Below are 16,127 nucleotides of genomic sequence, written 5' to 3'. Positions count from 1 at the left end.
AAGTTACGAGGGCTGCAAGCGGGACTTACTCACAGGGGGCCGGGCCACACATGTCCATCGATTCGCTCAGACGATCAGCGCGCGCCACCGTCTCGGGGTTCCCGGGCGGCTTCTGGTGGCTCTGGCTGTCGACCCTCGTCAACCGGACCGGCGCCTTCGTCCTCACCTTCCTCTCCCTCTACCTCACCCAGGAGCTCGGGCTCTCCGCCTGGTTCGCCGGACTCGTCGTCGCCCTGCACGGCCTCGGCGGCGTCGCCGGCTCCCCGCTCGGCGGCATGCTCACCGACCGCTGGGGCCGCCGCCCCACCATGGTCACCATGCACCTCGCGGCCGCCTCCTGCGCCGTACTGCTCGCACTCGTCACCAGCGCCTGGGCCATCGCCCTCGTCGTCTTCCTCATGGGCATCGCCATGCAGGGCGTCCGGCCGTCCATCAACGCCGCCATCGCGGACATGGTCCCCGCCCACGAGGTGCGCCGCGCCTACGCGCTCAACTACTGGGCGCTCAACCTCGGCTTCGCCATCGCCGCCATCGGCGGCGGCGTCGCGATCGTCCTCGGCTACCGCACCCTCTTCCTCGTCGACGCCGCCGCGACCGCGCTCTGCGCCCTGATCGTCTTCCTCCGCCTGCCGGAGACCCGGCCGGCCGCCGCGCTCGACGCGACCACCGGCAAGGCCGTCGCCGAGGAGAAGGTCAGCATCCTCACCGTGCTGCGCGACGCGCCCTTCCGCACCCTGGTGACCCTCAACCTGCTCGTCTGCCTGGTCTTCACCGCGCCCTGGATCGGCCTGCCGCTCACCATGACCGGCGAGGGCCTGAAGCCCTCGGCGTACGGCGCGGTCATCGCCGTCAACGGCATCGTCATCGTCGGTTTCCAGCTGCTCGTCAACAAGGTCACCGACAAGCGCTCGCCGGTGCTCCTGCTGACCGTCTCCTCCCTCCTCTTCGCCCTCGGCACCGGCGCCACCGCCCTGGCCGGCAGCCCCGTCGCCTTCGCCGCGACCGTCATCGTCTGGACCATCGGCGAGATGGTCCACGTCCCGACGAACGCCGCCGCCACCGCCCGGCTCGCGCCCGAGCACGCCCGCGGCCGCTACCAGGGCGTGATGGGCATGTCCTGGGCGGTGGCCGGTTTCGTCGCCCCGATCCTGGCCGGCTGGATCGTGGACGGGCCCGGCCCGGACGTCCTGTGGATCTCCTGCTTCGTGATCGGCGCCGTCGCCGCCCTCGGCTACCAGACCCGCCTGCGGACGGCCCTCGCGGACGCCGAGGAGGACGAGGAGACGGCGCCCGTGGCGAAGGTCTCCGAGGACGCGAAGGCCTCCGAGGACGCGAAGGCCTCCGAGGACGTGAAGGCCTCCGAGGACGTGAAGGTCAGCTCCGCCTGAACCCGGACCCGGCCCGGGTCAGTTCGCCGGCTTCTGGGTCAGGTTCTTGAACGCGTCGAGGTTACGGGTCGACTCCCCGCGCGACACCCGCCACGCGTACTCGCGGCGGATCGCCGACGCGAAGCCCAGCTCCAGGAGCGTGTTGAAGTCGCCGTCCGCCGCCTCCAGGACGGACCCGAGGAGCCGGTCCAGCTCCTCGGGTGTGACGGCCGCGAGCGGGAGCTTGCCGGCGAGGTAGATGTCGCCGAGCGGATCGATCGCGTAACTCACCCCGTACAGACGCAGATTGCGTTCGAGCAGCCAGCGGTGCACGCCGGCCTCGTTCTCGTCGGGGTGCCGGATGACGAAGGCGTTGAGGGAGAGGGAGTGGCGTCCCACGCGCAGCGACAGCGTCGTGAACAGCTTGCGCGTGCCCGGCAGCTTGACGACGTAGGAGCCCGGTTCGGTGGACTCCCACTCCAGTTCGGCGTCCTTGAAGGTGTCCTCGACGATCCGCCGGACGTCCCCGGTCTTCGCCCCGGGATTCGCCCCGGTCTTCGCCGCCTCTGCTGCCTCCGCTGCCTCAGCCATGGTGGGAGCGTACGCGACGCCGGTGCTCGCGCAGTTCGCGCAGCTCGCGCAGGCCGTGCTCGTGGCGCGCGCGGTGGTCGTGCATCGCGGCCGTGTACACGTCCGCCGTCGCCGAGGCCGCCGTGTCCCAGCCGAAGGAACCGGCGTGCCGGGCCGCCGCCGCGCCCATCCGGTCGGAGAGCCGCGGCTCGGCGGTGAACCGCTCCAGGGCGCGGGCGTAGTCCGCCGGGTCGTGGCCCTGCACGAGGAAACCGGTGACGTCGTCCCGTACGGCCACGGGCAGACCGCCCACCGCCGCCGCGACGACCGGGGTGCCGGCCGCCTGGGCCTCGATGGCGACCAGGCCGAAGGACTCGCTGTACGAGGGCACGACGAGCACGCTCGCGGCCCGGAACCAGTCGGCGAGCCGGTCCTGCCCGACCGGCGGATGGAACCGCACGACGTCGGATATGCCGAGCTTGGCGGCGAGCTTCTGCAGCCCCTCCGGCTTGGCGAGGCCGCTGCCACTGGGGCCGCCGACCACCGGCACGACCATCCGGGAGCGGAGGGAGGGGTCGCGGTCGACGAGGATCGCGGCGGCGCGGAGCAGTATGTCGGGGGCCTTGAGCGGCTGGATGCGGCCGGCGAACGCGGGGATGAAGGCGTCCTGCGGCAGCCCGAGCCGGGCCCGGGCGGCGGCGCGGCCGTCGGCGGGGCGGAAGTGGTCCAGGTTGACCCCGGGGTGCACGACGGCGATCTTGGCCGGATCGGCGTCGTAGAAACGGGAGAGCTCGTCGGCCTCCTCGGCCGTGTTGGCGATGAGCCGGTCGGCGGCCTCGACGATCTGCGTCTCGCCGATCACGCGGGCGGCGGGCTCGGGGGTGTCGCCGTCCGCGAGCGCCGCGTTCTTGACCTTGGCCATGGTGTGCATGGTGTGGACGAGCGGGACGCCCCAGCGCTCGGCGGCGAGCCAGCCGACGTGCCCGGACAGCCAGTAGTGGGAGTGCACCAGGTCGTAGTGCCCGGAGCGCTGCCCCGCCCAGGCCTGCATCACGCCGTGCGTGAAGGCGCACAGCTGCGCCGGCAGCTCCTCCTTGGCCAGCCCCTCGTACGGACCGGCGTCCACGTGCCGTACGAGCACACCGGGCGCGAGCTCGACGACCGGCGCGAGGCCGCCGGTGGTGGCGCGGGTGAAGATCTCCACCTCGACGTTGATCGCGGCGAGCCGCTTGGCCAGCTCCACGATGTAGACGTTCATGCCGCCCGCGTCGCCGGTCCCCGGCTGGTGCAGCGGCGAGGTGTGCACACTGAGCATGGCCACCCGGCGCGGCCCACGGTGCCGGCCGGGAAGCCGGAGCCGGGACTGCGTCGCCAGGGTGCCGGCGAACCGGGACACGTACTGGCTCACGTCGGCGGTCCTTCCGCTGTGGTTCCGCTGTCGGGCATGGCAGAGGGAGGGTGCGGAACACCCACCGGCCTCCAGAACACCGGAATGCCCGCTTTCATTTCCGTCCGGGGCTTCGCTTTGCCAATTCATTACGGCGGAGGCGGCGGTCATTACGGCGGAGACGGCGGCCGGCGGTACGGCCCAGGGGGCGCCCAGGGTCCGCCCAGGGGGCGCTCCGCACCCCATGCGCTCGCTTACGCTCATGGCATGGCCCGCCGCACCACCAGTACCGCCGCCGTCCGCCCCGTCGGGACGGTGACGCGCGGGACCACGAATCCGAACCGTCTGCGGCGCCAGGACCGGTGGATCGCGGCCGTGCACGGCCCGGCGATGCGGCGCTCGGAGGCGGCCCCGGTCGCGGTGGACCTCGGGTACGGGGCCGCGCCGTGGACCGCCGTCGAACTGCTCGGGCGGCTGCGGACCGCCGATCCGCGGGCGGTGGTCGTCGGGGTCGAGATCGAGCCGGCCCGGGTGGCCGCGGCGCAGCCGTACGAGCGGGAGGGGCTGACCTTCCGGCACGGCGGCTTCGAGGTGCCGGTGCCGGGCGAGGTCTCGCTGATCCGGGCCGCGAACGTGCTGCGGCAGTACGACGAGGAGCAGGTCGCCGCCGTCTGGGAGCGCCTGTGCCGGCGGCTCGCGCCGGACGGGCTGCTCGTCGAGGGCACCTGCGACGAGATCGGGCGGCGGCACGTCTGGGTCGCGCTCGACCGCTCGGGTCCGCGCACGGTGACCTTCGCGACCCGCCTCGGTTCGCTCGACCGGCCGTCCGATCTCGCCGAGCGGCTGCCCAAGGCCCTCATCCACCGGAACGTGCCCGGCGAGCCGGTGCACGCCTTCCTCCGGGACTTCGACCGCGCCTGGGCCGCCGCCGCGCCCTTCGCCTCGCTCGGCGCCCGGCAGCGCTGGATCCGCTCCGTGCGCGCCCTGGCGGCGGACTGGCCGCTCACGGACGGGCCGCGGCGCTGGCGCCAGGGCGAGGTGAGCGTGCGCTGGGACGCGCTGGCGCCCCGTACGGGATGAGTGAACTCCCCCTGAATTTCCCCGGGCTGTGGAACGCGCCCGGCGCCGCGTACGTCCACCGTGGGGGGAAGTGACCCGACAGGCCCGGCTTTCCCCTGTTGCTTTCGGGTTCGGCATGGCACTATCGCCAAGGTCACCAGTAAGTTACTGACGGTAAATCAGATACAGCACAGCAGCAGTGCAGCAGCAGTGCAATAGCAGTAGAGCAGTAGACAGAGCTTCAGATTCGGTGTCCTGAGGGGGAGCCAGTGAACCGACGCCGCCACGCCATCGCCACGCTCACCGTGGTCTGCGCCCTGACGGTGCTCGCCTCACCCGCGCTCACCCTCCAGGCCGCCGCGGCCCCGCTGCCGCCCGGGCCGCCCGCGCAGCCGAAGAAGACCCTCGAAGAGGTCCGCAAGGAGATCGACGGGCTCTACCGTCAGGCGGCCGCCGCCACCGACGCGTACAACCTGGCCGAAGAGAAGGCCAAGGAGCAGTCCGACGAGATCGTGAAGCTCGCCCGGCAGATCGTGGCCGGCCAGGAGAAGATCGACGACCTCAAGGCGCGCGCCGGCGCCGCCGCCCGCGCGCAGTACCGCAACGGCGGTCTGCCGGACGGCGCTCAGTTCGTCCTCACCAACGACCCGCAGCTCTTCCTCGACAACGCCGGCCGCCTCAAGGAGGGCCACAAGGCCACCAAGGACCTGCTCGCCGAGATGACGAGCACCCAGGCGCTGTTGACCGCCTACGCCAAGGACGCCAGCCTCAACTGGACGAAGCTGGAGGCCAACCGGGTCAAGCAGGCCAAGGCGAAGAAGGAGATCAACGGCAAGATCGAGGCGGCGAAGAAGCTGGAGTCGCAGCTCGCCGCCGAGGAGCGGGCCCGGCTGCTGCGCCTGGAGGAGCAGGCGCAGTACAAGGCGCAGACCGCCTGGCTCGACTCCGGCGTCCTCAAGGGCCTCAGCGAGAAGGCCACCCCGGCGGGCAAGCGCGCGGTGGAGTTCGCGACGGCGCAGATCGGCAAGCCGTACGTGTGGGGCGCCGAGGGCCCCGGCTCGTACGACTGCTCCGGCCTCACCCAGTCCGCCTGGGCGGCGGCCGGCCATCCGATCCCGCGCACCTCGCAGGAGCAGTGGCGCCTGCTGCCGCACGTGGACATCAAGGACATGCGGCCCGGCGACCTGATCGTCTACTACAAGGACGCCACCCACATCGGGATGTACGTGGGCAACGGCGCGATCGTCCACGCGCCGCGCCCCGGCCGGAACGTGACGATCGCGGGCGCGGGCTCGATGGAGATCCTGGGCGTGGTGCGGCCGGAGTAACCGGAGGACGGGATGCCGGCGCCGTACGGCTCCGCGCGCCGCCCCCTCTTCGTACTCCCGCGCGCCCTCCTCGTACGCTGCGCGCACCCTTCTCCAACTCTCCGCACGACCTCCGCGTGGGCTCCGCACGCCCTCCGCACGCCCCCTTCGCCCCCGCCCCGACGTGACGTTTCTCATCGCCCGGAGCGCCCGCCGGCCCGCCGTCACACGCTCCGAGCGGCGACTACCTCCCCATCCGTGGCATATGCCATACCGCCGTGCCGGTTCACTCGGTGATCGCCATTCCGCTGCGCCCCGCGGTACCGCTATGGTCGGTCCCCGGCCCTCGGGGGGAGGGAAGGAAACCCAAACCGATGCCCGTACCCGTACCGCGCCAGAGAATCGATTCTCCCGCGGCACCCGGAACGCCCGGCACCGCCCACGACCTCACGCTCCTGGTCGTCGAGGACGACCCGGCCGGCGCCCTCGCCGTACCCGAGCTGCTCGACGCGGCCGGGACCCGGGTCCGTATCCGCACCGCCCGCAACCTCACCGAGGCCGAGCGGCTGCTCACCGACGACGTGCACTGCGTCCTCGTCGACCTCTCCCTGCCCGCCCCCCGCGGGGCCGAGGACGACCTGCTCGCACCGCTGCGGCACATCCTGCGGCTCGCGCCGCGGCACGCCGTGCTCGCGCTCGCGGCGGCCGGGGACGCGGAGCTCGCGGCCGAGGCGGTACGGGTCGGGGCGCAGGACCACCTCTTCAAGGAGGAGCTGGACGGGCGGCTGCTGAGCCGCGCCATCCGCTACGCGGTCGAGCGCAAGCGCAACGACGTCGTGAAGATCAAGCTGGCCGAGTCGCGGCTGCGCGCCCAGGAGAACGCCCGCCTGGAGCGCGGACTGCTGCCCACGCCGCTCCTGGAGGGCTCCGACCTGCGGTTCGCGGCCCGCTACCGGCCCGGCCGGTCCCGGGCGCTGCTCGGCGGCGACTTCTACGACACCGTGCGCACCCCGGACGGCACCGTGCACGCGATGATCGGCGACGTCTGCGGCCACGGGCCTGACGAGGCGGCGCTCGGCGTGGAGCTGCGGATCGCCTGGCGGGCGCTGACCTTCGCGGGGCTGTGCGGGGACGAGCTGCTCTCCACCCTCCAGCAGGTCCTGGAGCACGAGCGCGAGAACGACGAGATCTTCGCAACGCTGTGCACCGTCGACATCTCGGCGGACGGACGCCGCGCCGGGCTGTGCCTGGCGGGCCACCCCTCGCCGCTGATCGCCCGGCACGGGCGGGCGGCGGAGCTGCTGCCGTACGAGGACGGGGGCCCGGCCCTGGGACTGCTGCCGCGCGCCCGCTGGCCGCGCCGGCAGGTGGAGCTGGGCGGTTCGTGGAGCCTGCTGATGTACACCGACGGGCTGATCGAGGGCCGCTCGGCGGGGCCTGGCTCGCCGCGGCTCGGCCAGGACGGCATGGTCGAGATGATCAACCGGCAGCTGGCGGAGGGACTGCGCGGCGAGGAGCTGCTCGACGCGGCGGTGACGGAGGTGCGCTCGCTGAACGGCGGGGAGCTGACGGACGACGTCGCGGTCCTCGCCCTGGAACGGGACAAGGCCCGGGCGTAACCGCCCGGACCTTGGCCTTGATCGCGCTCTTCCGACTGCCGGCTACGGGCAACCGCTACCGGCAACCGCTACCGGCCGCCGTTGTAGGGGCCGTACGGGCCGTCGCTGCTGGAGCCGCCGCGGCGGCCGCCGGAGATCTGGCGGAGGGCCGGCCGCACGTCGACCATGAAGACGATGGCGGCGATGAGCCCGGCGATCTGCAGGAACAGCATCGGCAGCAGCAGGTTGAGGAGCAGGTTGATGCCGAGCAGGATCAGCCAGAACTTCTTGGTCTGCTTGTCCGCCGCGCGGTAGGCGTCCTCGCGCGCCGTGGCGGCGAAGGCGAACGCGGCGACGGCGAAGCCGGTGAAGACCAGGAAGGTCACCAGGGAGAGGATCGAGTCGAAGCCGTTCGCCAACATGCTGAGCACCGCCTAGGTGTGTGGGTGGAGCGCCTCGCGGCCAAGGTACCCGGTACAACGCTCCGGACACCGGGTTTGGTGCCCGGACCGCCCGCCCGGCTCTGCTCAGCCTTTACTCGGCGGTTTCGGCTGCGGCCTTCTTGGCGGGCGCCTTGCGGGTGGTGGCCTTGCGGGCGGCCGGAGCCTTCTTGGTCTCGGGCTCGGGCTCGGGCTCGACGACCGGCTCGGGCTCGACGACGACGGCGATCTCGGTGATCTCCTCGGCGACCTCGCCGCGCCAGGCCTTCACGGTCTCCTCGCCGTGCGCGGCGAGCTCCTCGTACTTCTCGCGCGCCTTGACCGCGTACTCGGCGGCGACCCCGACCCCGCGCAGCGCCAGGTCCTGGGCCTGCTCGCCGAGCTTCTTCAGGTCGGTGTCCAGACCGCCGACGAACTCGGCGAACTTCGCCTGCGCCTTCTCCTGCACCGCCTTCGTGTCCGTGTTGCGCACGGCCTCGATGCGCGCGGGCGCGTCGGCGGCGAGCTGCTCGATCAGCCCGGGCACCTTCTTGGCCTGCTGCGCGGCGAGGTCGGCGGCGCCGGCGGCGAAGTAGAGGGGGGTACGGAGTTCGTCGATGATGGCCATGGTCGTGGTCCTCCCGGAAGTTCAGGTGCTACGTGTCGGTGGGCTGCTGCGCCTGCTGCTGCTCGGCGGCGTTCTCCTTGCGGAAGGAGTCGTAGATCTGGAGCAGCACCTGCTTCTGCCGCTCGTTGATCGACGGATCGGCCAGAATGACGGCCCGCGTCTCCAGCTCGTCCCGCTCCTGCTCGTCGAGAATCCCGGCGCGCACGTACAGCGTCTCGGCGGAGATCCGCAGCGCCTTGGCGACCTGCTGCAACACCTCGGCACTGGGCTTGCGCAGCCCCCGCTCGATCTGACTCAGATACGGATTCGACACCCCCGCCGCCTCGGCGAGCTGCCGCAAGGACAACTGCGCGGTGCGCCGCTGCTCACGGAGGTACTCACCGAGATTCCCGACGTTGAGTGAAGCCATGCTCCGACCATGCCAGCTGCTGCTAACTATTGCAAGCAGCCGCTTGCAATAGTTTTGCAACGACGGTCACCATCCGCGTTTGCTAACGTCGGCAGAGTGATCAGCCACTGACCACACCGGGGGGAGAGACACCGTGAACGCTGCACCTCATGCGGCGAGTTCGGCCGCCACAGCCGGTACACCAGGTTCCGCGGAAGACCTTGCATTTACCGAGAGCAAACTCAAATCGCTCGCCGGGGACCTCGACACGATGCAGGAGGTGCTGAAGAAGCAGCTCCTGCGCATGGACGAGATCGTCGACCGCATCGAGTCCCGCTGGCACGGACCGGCCTCGGAGGTGTACCGGACCAGGCACCGCGCGGCGGCGGAGGACGCCGTCCGCATCCGGGAGACGATGAAGATCCTGGCCAAGGCGATCCGCCTGAGCAAGGACGGGTTCTCGGCGCAGGACCTGGAAGTCCTGGAGGAGTTCCGGCGCATCCGGTCCCACACCGACATCCAGGCGGAGACCGACGCCCTGTCCACGCCGAACACCGAACCCGCGGCGCCGTCCGCACCACGCAGCCGCATCGCCGACCTGTGACGACAACGAACGAGGGGGATTCATGCCGTCGAGCGACGACCACATATCCGTCGACTTCGCCACCCTGCAAGGCATGGCCGGGGACCTCGAAGAGATCCTCAAGACGCTCAACGAACAGCTCGACCTGCTCTACCGGCGCGTCGAAAAGGTCGTCCTGACCTGGGACGGCGAGGCCCGCCAGACGTTCGTCGACCAGCTGGACAAGTGGGACCGGTCCGCGCAGGACCTCCAGGCCGCCCAGGCGTGGCTGCACGACATCGTGGTGAACGGCCACCTGGCCTACGCCGCGGCCCACCGGGCCGTGCTGCGCGGCTGGGGGGCGGCCTGATGGCCGGGGCGGCACCGCCTTCCCCCGCGGCGAACGGCGGTTTCGACGTCCAGCCGGTGCACGTCCACCATGCGGCGGACCTGGTGAAGGAGGCCCAGTTCGCCCATGCCGAACGGGCGTTCGTCCTGGTCGACGTCCTGAACGAGTACAACCAGTCTGCCGGCACCGGCTGGGGCGCGGACGCGTTCGCGGTCAAGTACGCGGAGGTGGTCGAGAAGTTCCTCGACGCGTGGGGCCGCAGCGTGGTCAGCGTGGGCGGTGCCTCCATCGGCCTGAACCACACCGCCAACCACTATGTGCTGGCCGAATGGGAGGCGTCCGGCCGCAAGGGGGCGATGCCGCACCGGCAGCCGGAGCCGGTGGTCATCAACAAGCCTCCGCGCTACGGGCCGGTCAACCCCATCAAATGGACCGGCACAGGCGAGGACGTCGACTCCTGGTGGATCACCGGCGCGATCGGCGAGTTCCCCGACTTCCTCGCCGACGTCATCCGGCCCGCCATCGAGCACGGCCTCCGCCTGGGCAAGGTCCACGAGATCACCCCGGGCATCAAGGAGGACGAGACCCGGGCCATGGCCAAAGCCTGGCGGAAGCTCGGCTCCGAGGCCGTGAAGGCATCGGACGAGCTCAACACCGCCATCGCCACCATCACCAACCCGAGGGACAAGGGCGAGTGGCAGGCAGCCATGCGGACCTTCGGCCAGAGCATCTGGGGTGCCACGGCGTGGGGCAGGCAGCTGGACACGGACGGCAACCGGGTCGAGAAGGACGGCCGCCAGTGGCGGCACAGCAAGGACGTCACTCCCGACCGCCGCCGCCCCATCATCGACGTGCTGAAGGAGACCGCGGACAAGATCGCGGACGTCCTGGATCACCTCTCCGACGTCGGCGAGAGGACCACCAAGTTCACCGAGCGGGCCGGCATCAACGCGGCGAAGGCCACGGCCGAGGATCTCACCGACCTCAGTCTGTCGAACCTCACCAAGCTGGCGGTCGGCGCAATCATGGGCCGGATCGTGCTCACCTTCCGGAGCCACATGGACAAGCAGGGCGTGAACGCGGTCGTCGAGACGTACCACAAGGAGTTCGTCGACGCCACGAACACACTCAACGCCCTCGTCTGGGAGCTGGACTTCGCGGCCCAGAGCGCCCCGACCTATCAGGCGGAGATCGCCCGCGCCCAGGGCTTCGGCGCGCGCTCGCTCAACGAGTTCAAGAAGGAACACAGCTGGCAGATCGGCGGGGAGAGCCCCTCCCCGTACATGTACTCGCTGGACCTGGCGACGAACGAGGGCCTCAACGGCGCCCACACCCTGGACAAGCACGTCGGCAAGACCGACGAACAGCTCCTTCAGCGAATCAAGGACGAGCAGCGCGCGAACGGCAAGTTCGTCATCCTGTCGTCCTCGTCTTTCCCGGACATCAATTCGGCCCAGAAATTCACTCAGTACAACATTCGCCAGAACACCGAGCAGATCCAGGACTGGCTCAAGAACCCACCGCCCGCAGAAAAGGAATTGGTCGTCGACGTTCCCTCGGTCCCCAACGAGGGCCCCCTCACCGGCAACGCTGTGACCGGGCGGACCGTGCAGGCCGACAAACAAACCGCGACGATACAGCCCCCCGAGGATACTCACGGCGTAACCACTCGTCTCAAGTACGACCCGAACCTGAACCCGCCTTTCGTCGTCTACACCTCGGCACCCCAGTAATGGAGCACATGATGGAAGAAGTTCGGCTCGACGCAGCGGCGTGGTCGGATGCGCTCAAGCTGTACCAGTGGCTTTGCACGTTCGTCAGCGTCGCTCCCCGCGAGCACGACGAATGGTGGCTCGACGTCGGGGCGATCATGCGCCTCGAAACCCGGGACCCGCGAGGCTGGGAATCCATCGACCCCTACGAGGGCGAGGAGGAGCGCCGGGAAGACCCGCTGTTCCCGTGGCTGGAGACACCCTCCACACCCGCGGACGCGGAACGCTATCGGAAGCTGGTGGGAGAGCTCCCCCGCGCCTCGGTACGGTCGCTGATCGTCCGGCTCGGATCCGCGCCCCGCACGGACCTCTCCCTGTCACCGGGCTGGGCGGAGCGCCTGCCGGAGACGGAACGACGGGCCGACGTGATCCTGTCGCGCTTCCCGGACCACTCCCGCTTCTACACCAACCTCGGCTGGAAGAGCGACCAGCCCGATTTCTACAAACAGGACTCCCTGAGTTTCAACCCCTTCAGCGGATTCGACTGGGACGCCGGGCTGATCGCCGTGAACGATGACGAAGTCGCCGTGTTCTGGAATTTCCAGAACCTCTGATCCGACCCTCCGACCCTCCGACCCTCCGCCCCTCCGCCCCTCCGACCCGCCCACCGAGGAACACCCCATGCTCACCAGATCCGCCACCTACCCCGACCGGGAAACCGCCCAGTGGGCCGCCCAGCAGGTCGTCACCCGCAACGAGCAGGCCATCCACCGGTGGCTCGCCCAGGGCACCCGGCCCCGGCTGACCGTCGAGGCCTCCTGGCCGTCCCGAGAGGAGCCGGTCGGGCGCGTGCTCATCCAGGCTATGGCGCTCGCCGGGCGCGGCGCCGTGGACGTGCGGGCCGCGCGGGTGGTGCTGCGCCGCGACCCGGCCAGTCCGCTCGGGTTCGTCGTGCACAGCACCTTCCCGATCTACGTGTGAAGGGACCGGCACATGTCCATGAAGCCCCTGGAGTTCGACCGGCGGTACGGCGAACTCGACCAGGTCGTCAGCGCCTACGTCGGCCAGCCCGCCGACGACACCCCCGAGGCGCCCGGCGCCGCCCTCACCTCCTACCTCCGCCACACCTGGCACACCCGCCCCTGGGCCCTGGCTACCGCCGAGCAGCAGCTCCGCACCTACGCCCAGAACCCGCCCGGCCGGCTCCGGCTGCGGCTCGGCGAGTTCTACCCGGTGCCGGACGTCGGCCTGCCCGAGTCCGGGATCCAGGACTGGCTGGTCCTGCTCGCCGATCACATCGGACGGAGCATCGAGGAGGGGCGGGTCCCGCCGCCCGCCGCCCTGCCGGAGACGCACTGGGAGTGGCACGCCCGCTTCCCCGAGCTCGGCCAGTTCCTCGGCGGCTGGTTCTCGCAGGACATGCCGGACGAGTTCGAGGACCACGAAGCGGCCGTCCGCGACTACGCCGCGACGGCCCACCCGACGCTCGTCGCCCGGCTCGTCGGCGAACTGCGCGAGCTGCTCGCCCTCGGGCTCGACGAGGTCGACTACGCGCTCGGCGTGGCCGAGCTCGGCATGGAGGTCGACCCGCCCGCCCCGTACACGGCGAGCGCGTGGCTGCTCACCGTCGCCGAGCAACTGGCCGGGCCCCGCGCCGAGTACGCGTAGGCCCGGGTCGGCCCTGCCCGTGCGGGGCGCCCGGGTCAGTGCGGGTCGGCCTGCGGTGTGACGTCCGCGCGCAGGAGGCCGTACACGTACATGTCGCGGCGCTCGGCGCCCACCTGTTGCCAGCCGCGCAGGAGGCCCTCGCGGTGGAAGCCGGCGTGTTCGGCGGTGCGGAGGGAGGGGGTGTTCCAGGGTTCGACGTGGAGTTCGAGGCGGGGGATGCGGAGGGTGTGGAGGGCCCAGGTGGTGACCGTGGTGAGGGCGGAGGCGGCGGCGCCGTGGCCGCGGGCGGGTGGGGTGAGCCAGTAGCCGAGGGAGGCGCGGCCCTGGGAGAGGTCCTTCAGCCAGAGGCCGATGGTGCCGACCGGGCGGGCGTCGGGGGTCTCGATCACGAAGGGGTAGCCCGCGCCGCTGCTCGCCCGCTGCCACTGGCGGCGGACGAAGGCCTCGCCCTCCGCCTCCGTGTAGGGGACCGGGACCGTCGAGATCAGGGGGATGTACGGGTCCGCCGAGGCCTCACGGACCAGCGGGAGGTCCGTGAGGCGCCAGGGGCGGAGGGTGAGACCGGACGGGGTCGGGAGGACGGGGACGTCGAGGGGCATCCACCGATCCTGCCCGACCCCCGCGCCGTCCCGGCCGGGGACGGGCCGGGGACGGGCCTCACGCCCCCACGTAGTCCGCCAGGTGCCGGCCCGTGAGGGTGGAGCGGGCGGCGACCAGGTCGGCGGGGGTGCCCTCGAAGACGATGCGGCCGCCGTCGTGGCCGGCGCCCGGGCCGAGGTCGATGATCCAGTCGGCGTGGGCCATGACCGCCTGGTGGTGTTCGACGACGATCACGGACTTGCCGGAGTCGACGAGGCGGTCGAGCAGGCCGAGGAGCTGTTCGACGTCGGCGAGGTGGAGGCCGGCGGTGGGCTCGTCGAGCACGTACACCCCGCCCTTGTCGCCCATGTGCGTGGCCAGCTTCAGACGCTGCCGCTCGCCGCCCGAGAGGGTGGTCAGCGGCTGCCCCACCGTCAGATAGCCGAGGCCGACGTCCACGAGACGCTCCAGGACGCGGTGCGCCGCCGGGGTGCGGGCCTCGCCCGCTCCGAAGAACTCCTCCGCCTCCGCCACCGACATCTCCAGGACCTCGGCGATGTTCCGCCCGCCGAAGCGGTATTCAAGCACCGAGGCCTGGAACCGCTTCCCCTCGCACTCCTCGCAGACGGTCGCCACCCCGGCCATCATCGCCAGGTCGGTGTAGATCACCCCGGCACCGTTGCAGGTGGGGCAGGCACCCTCCGAGTTCGCGCTGAACAGCGCCGGCTTCACCCCGTTGGCCTTGGCGAAGGCCTTGCGGATCGGTTCGAGCATCCCCGTGTACGTGGCGGGGTTGCTGCGCCGAGAACCGCGGATGGCGCCCTGGTCGACCGAGATGACGCCCGCGCCCGCCGGGATCGACCCGTGCACCAGGGAGCTCTTGCCGGAGCCCGCGACACCCGTCACGACCGCCAGCACGCCGAGCGGCACGTCGACGTCGACGTCCTGGAGGTTGTTGGCGTGCGCGCCGCGGATCTCCAGGGTGCCGGTGGGCGTGCGCACCGCGTCCTTGATCTTGGCGCGGTCCCCGAAGTGCCGGCCGGTCACCGTGCCGCTCTTCCGCAGCCCCGGCACCGTGCCCTCGAAGCAGACGCTGCCACCCGCCGACGCCGCGCCCGGGCCGAGGTCCACGACATGGTCGGCGACCGCGATCGTCTCCGGCTTGTGCTCCACCACCAGGACCGTGTTGCCCTTGTCGCGCAGCCGGAGCAGCAGATCGTTCATGCGCTGGATGTCGTGCGGGTGCAGACCGGTGGTCGGCTCGTCGAAGACGTACGTGACATCGGTGAGGGAGGAGCCGAGGTGCCGGATCATCTTGACCCGCTGCGCCTCGCCGCCGGACAGCGTGCCGGAGGGCCGGTCGAGCGCCAGATAGCCGAGGCCGATCTCCACGAACGAGTCCAGGGTCTGCTGGAGCGTGGCGAGCAGCGGCGCCACGGAGGGCTCGTCGATCCCGCGCACCCATTCCGCGAGGTCGCTGATCTGCATCGCGCAGGCGTCGGCGATGCTCACCTTGCCGATCTTCGAGGAGCGGGCCCCCTCGTTGAGCCGGGTGCCCTCGCAGTCCGGGCAGGTGGTGAAGGTGACGGCGCGCTCCACGAAGGCGCGGACGTGCGGCTGGAGCGAGTCGACGTCCTTCGACAGCATCGACTTCTGCAGCTTGGGGATCAGGCCCTCGTAGGTGAGGTTGATGCCCTCGACCTTGATCTTGGTGGGCTCGCGGTGGAGCAGGTCGGCCAGCTCGCGCTTGGTGTAGCGGCGGATCGGCTTGTCCATGTCGAAATAGCCGCTGCCGCTGAAGATCCGCCCGTACCAGCCGTCCATCGTGTAGCCGGGGATCGTCAGGGCGCCCTCGGCGAGCGACTTCGAGTCGTCGTACAGCGCGGTGAGGTCGATGTCGGAGACCGTGCCCCGGCCCTCGCAGCGCGCGCACATGCCGCCGGTGACGGTGAAGCTGCGCTTCTCCTTGACCGTCCGGCCGCCCTTCTCGACGGTCACCGCGCCGGCGCCGCTGATCGAGGCGATGTTGAAGGAGAAGGCCTTCGGGCCGCCGATGTGCGGCTCGCCGAGCCGGCTGAAGAGGATCCGCAGCATCGCGTTGGCATCGGTGGCGGTGCCGACGGTGGAGCGCGGGTCGCCGCCCATCCGCTGCTGGTCGACGGTGATCGCCGTGGTCAGACCGTCGAGGACGTCGACGTCGGGGCGGGCGAGGGAGGGCATGAAGCCCTGCACGAAGGCGCTGTACGTCTCGTTGATCAGCCGCTGCGACTCGGCGGCGATCGTGTCGAAGACCAGGGAGCTCTTGCCCGAGCCCGAGACGCCCGTGAACACCGTCAGGCGGCGCTTCGGGATCTCGATGCTGATGTCCTTCAGGTTGTTCTCGCGCGCGCCGTGCACGCGGATCAGGTCGTGGCTGTCGGCGGCGTGCGGCTTGGTCATCGTCTCTCCCTGCGGCCCCGTGTCATGTCCTGGAGCCAGGCTAGGCGCGGGCCCGCCGCCGTGCTTCTCGATTCCTGCCCACCTGTGGAAAACCT

Annotated in this window: 17 protein-coding genes; 10 read left to right on the top strand and 7 right to left on the bottom strand. The window is 71.0% G+C overall.

Going from position 1 to position 16,127, the window contains the following annotated elements; translation table 11 throughout:
- Nucleotides 1-50 precede the first annotated feature (50 nt).
- Complete coding sequence (locus tag JAO84_RS19670) at nucleotides 51-1,388, top strand: MDR family MFS transporter (protein WP_370414043.1); 1,338 nt, start codon at nucleotides 51-53, stop codon at nucleotides 1,386-1,388.
- A gap of 18 nt (nucleotides 1,389-1,406) precedes the next feature.
- On the opposite strand, the gene JAO84_RS19665 is transcribed toward JAO84_RS19670, so the two are convergent.
- Both JAO84_RS19665 and mshA read right to left on the bottom strand, forming a co-directional pair.
- Nucleotides 1,407-1,958 (bottom strand): YbjN domain-containing protein, encoded by a 552-nt coding sequence (locus tag JAO84_RS19665; RefSeq protein ID WP_370414042.1) that lies wholly within the window; start codon nucleotides 1,956-1,958, stop codon nucleotides 1,407-1,409.
- Entirely contained in the window at nucleotides 1,951-3,345 is a 1,395-nt protein-coding gene (gene mshA, locus JAO84_RS19660; protein WP_370414041.1) for a D-inositol-3-phosphate glycosyltransferase, read from the bottom strand. Before mshA ends, JAO84_RS19665 begins: the two co-directional genes overlap by 8 nt.
- Nucleotides 3,346-3,591: 246 nt before the next feature.
- On the opposite strand from mshA, the gene JAO84_RS19655 reads away from it, so the two are divergent.
- The 3 genes from JAO84_RS19655 to JAO84_RS19645 all read left to right on the top strand — a co-directional run bounded on the left by JAO84_RS19655 (nucleotide 3,592) and on the right by JAO84_RS19645 (nucleotide 7,309).
- Nucleotides 3,592-4,404, top strand: coding sequence for a class I SAM-dependent methyltransferase (locus JAO84_RS19655; RefSeq protein WP_370414040.1), 813 nt, complete (start codon nucleotides 3,592-3,594; stop codon nucleotides 4,402-4,404).
- A gap of 248 nt (nucleotides 4,405-4,652) precedes the next feature.
- On the top strand, nucleotides 4,653-5,711 hold the full coding sequence (locus JAO84_RS19650) for a C40 family peptidase (protein ID WP_370414039.1): 1,059 nt from the start codon (nucleotides 4,653-4,655) through the stop codon (nucleotides 5,709-5,711).
- A 353-nt stretch (nucleotides 5,712-6,064) separates the two neighbouring features.
- Nucleotides 6,065-7,309: a PP2C family protein-serine/threonine phosphatase gene (locus tag JAO84_RS19645; protein ID WP_370414038.1), complete on the top strand. Its 1,245-nt coding sequence runs from the start codon at nucleotides 6,065-6,067 to the stop codon at nucleotides 7,307-7,309.
- A gap of 68 nt (nucleotides 7,310-7,377) precedes the next feature.
- Here the strand turns inward: JAO84_RS19645 and JAO84_RS19640 are convergent, their stop codons facing one another.
- The 3 genes from JAO84_RS19640 to JAO84_RS19630 all read right to left on the bottom strand — a co-directional run bounded on the left by JAO84_RS19640 (nucleotide 7,378) and on the right by JAO84_RS19630 (nucleotide 8,744).
- Nucleotides 7,378-7,710 (bottom strand): DUF2516 family protein, encoded by a 333-nt coding sequence (locus JAO84_RS19640; protein WP_370414037.1) that lies wholly within the window; start codon nucleotides 7,708-7,710, stop codon nucleotides 7,378-7,380.
- Nucleotides 7,711-7,822: 112 nt separating this feature from the next.
- Nucleotides 7,823-8,335 carry a hypothetical protein gene (locus JAO84_RS19635; RefSeq protein ID WP_370414036.1) on the bottom strand — a complete coding sequence of 171 codons (513 nt, stop codon included), beginning with the start codon at nucleotides 8,333-8,335 and terminating at the stop codon, nucleotides 7,823-7,825.
- Nucleotides 8,336-8,363: 28 nt separating this feature from the next.
- The gene (locus JAO84_RS19630) at nucleotides 8,364-8,744 is read right to left on the bottom strand and encodes a helix-turn-helix domain-containing protein (RefSeq protein ID WP_370414035.1); all 381 of its coding nucleotides are present in this window, start codon (nucleotides 8,742-8,744) and stop codon (nucleotides 8,364-8,366) included.
- Between the two features lie 250 nt (nucleotides 8,745-8,994).
- Between JAO84_RS19630 and JAO84_RS19625 the strand changes: the two genes are divergently transcribed.
- From JAO84_RS19625 to JAO84_RS19600, 6 genes are all read left to right on the top strand, one after another.
- A complete protein-coding gene (locus tag JAO84_RS19625) occupies nucleotides 8,995-9,327 on the top strand; it encodes a WXG100 family type VII secretion target (protein WP_370414034.1) in 333 nt (110 codons plus the stop codon).
- 22 nt (nucleotides 9,328-9,349) lie between these two features.
- A complete protein-coding gene (locus JAO84_RS19620) occupies nucleotides 9,350-9,655 on the top strand; it encodes a WXG100 family type VII secretion target (protein ID WP_265867406.1) in 306 nt (101 codons plus the stop codon).
- Nucleotides 9,655-11,367: an RNase A-like domain-containing protein gene (locus JAO84_RS19615; RefSeq protein WP_370414033.1), complete on the top strand. Its 1,713-nt coding sequence runs from the start codon at nucleotides 9,655-9,657 to the stop codon at nucleotides 11,365-11,367. The genes JAO84_RS19620 and JAO84_RS19615 overlap by 1 nt, the downstream gene beginning before the upstream one ends.
- Nucleotides 11,367-11,960, top strand: coding sequence for a hypothetical protein (locus tag JAO84_RS19610; protein WP_370414032.1), 594 nt, complete (start codon nucleotides 11,367-11,369; stop codon nucleotides 11,958-11,960). The genes JAO84_RS19615 and JAO84_RS19610 overlap by 1 nt, the downstream gene beginning before the upstream one ends.
- A gap of 67 nt (nucleotides 11,961-12,027) precedes the next feature.
- Complete coding sequence (locus tag JAO84_RS19605; RefSeq protein ID WP_370414031.1) at nucleotides 12,028-12,327, top strand: RNase A-like domain-containing protein; 300 nt, start codon at nucleotides 12,028-12,030, stop codon at nucleotides 12,325-12,327.
- A 12-nt stretch (nucleotides 12,328-12,339) separates the two neighbouring features.
- Nucleotides 12,340-13,014, top strand: a complete 675-nt coding sequence (locus tag JAO84_RS19600) for a contact-dependent growth inhibition system immunity protein (protein WP_370414030.1) — start codon at nucleotides 12,340-12,342, stop codon at nucleotides 13,012-13,014.
- A gap of 35 nt (nucleotides 13,015-13,049) precedes the next feature.
- On the opposite strand, the gene JAO84_RS19595 is transcribed toward JAO84_RS19600, so the two are convergent.
- Nucleotides 13,050-13,613, bottom strand: a complete 564-nt coding sequence (locus tag JAO84_RS19595) for a GNAT family N-acetyltransferase (RefSeq protein WP_370414029.1) — start codon at nucleotides 13,611-13,613, stop codon at nucleotides 13,050-13,052.
- A gap of 58 nt (nucleotides 13,614-13,671) precedes the next feature.
- Nucleotides 13,672-16,032, bottom strand: a complete 2,361-nt coding sequence (locus JAO84_RS19590) for an ATP-binding cassette domain-containing protein (protein WP_370414028.1) — start codon at nucleotides 16,030-16,032, stop codon at nucleotides 13,672-13,674.
- Between the last annotated feature and the right edge of the window lie 95 nt (nucleotides 16,033-16,127).

Origin of the sequence: Streptomyces fradiae (assembly GCF_041270065.1) — a bacterium.
Taxonomy (GTDB): domain Bacteria; phylum Actinomycetota; class Actinomycetes; order Streptomycetales; family Streptomycetaceae; genus Streptomyces.
The sequence above is the reverse complement of the archived record's forward strand: the minus strand, read 5'-3'. Positions and strand labels throughout refer to the sequence as shown.

Bases quoted from the DNA above. Each gene is read 5' to 3' on its own strand.
- JAO84_RS19595 (WP_370414029.1), bottom strand. From the start codon at position 13,613: ATGCCCCTCGACGTCCCCGTCCTCCCGACCCCGTCCGGTCTCACCCTC.
- JAO84_RS19605 (WP_370414031.1), top strand. From the start codon at position 12,028: ATGCTCACCAGATCCGCCACCTACCCCGACCGGGAAACCGCCCAGTGG.
- JAO84_RS19590 (WP_370414028.1), bottom strand. From the start codon at position 16,032: ATGACCAAGCCGCACGCCGCCGACAGCCACGACCTGATCCGCGTGCAC.
- JAO84_RS19665 (WP_370414042.1), bottom strand. From the start codon at position 1,958: ATGGCTGAGGCAGCGGAGGCAGCAGAGGCGGCGAAGACCGGGGCGAAT.
- JAO84_RS19640 (WP_370414037.1), bottom strand. From the start codon at position 7,710: ATGTTGGCGAACGGCTTCGACTCGATCCTCTCCCTGGTGACCTTCCTG.
- JAO84_RS19645 (WP_370414038.1), top strand. From the start codon at position 6,065: ATGCCCGTACCCGTACCGCGCCAGAGAATCGATTCTCCCGCGGCACCC.
- JAO84_RS19600 (WP_370414030.1), top strand. From the start codon at position 12,340: ATGTCCATGAAGCCCCTGGAGTTCGACCGGCGGTACGGCGAACTCGAC.
- JAO84_RS19620 (WP_265867406.1), top strand. From the start codon at position 9,350: ATGCCGTCGAGCGACGACCACATATCCGTCGACTTCGCCACCCTGCAA.
- JAO84_RS19615 (WP_370414033.1), top strand. From the start codon at position 9,655: ATGGCCGGGGCGGCACCGCCTTCCCCCGCGGCGAACGGCGGTTTCGAC.
- JAO84_RS19630 (WP_370414035.1), bottom strand. From the start codon at position 8,744: ATGGCTTCACTCAACGTCGGGAATCTCGGTGAGTACCTCCGTGAGCAG.
- JAO84_RS19635 (WP_370414036.1), bottom strand. From the start codon at position 8,335: ATGGCCATCATCGACGAACTCCGTACCCCCCTCTACTTCGCCGCCGGC.
- JAO84_RS19670 (WP_370414043.1), top strand. From the start codon at position 51: ATGTCCATCGATTCGCTCAGACGATCAGCGCGCGCCACCGTCTCGGGG.
- JAO84_RS19610 (WP_370414032.1), top strand. From the start codon at position 11,367: ATGGAGCACATGATGGAAGAAGTTCGGCTCGACGCAGCGGCGTGGTCG.
- JAO84_RS19655 (WP_370414040.1), top strand. From the start codon at position 3,592: ATGGCCCGCCGCACCACCAGTACCGCCGCCGTCCGCCCCGTCGGGACG.
- JAO84_RS19625 (WP_370414034.1), top strand. From the start codon at position 8,995: ATGCAGGAGGTGCTGAAGAAGCAGCTCCTGCGCATGGACGAGATCGTC.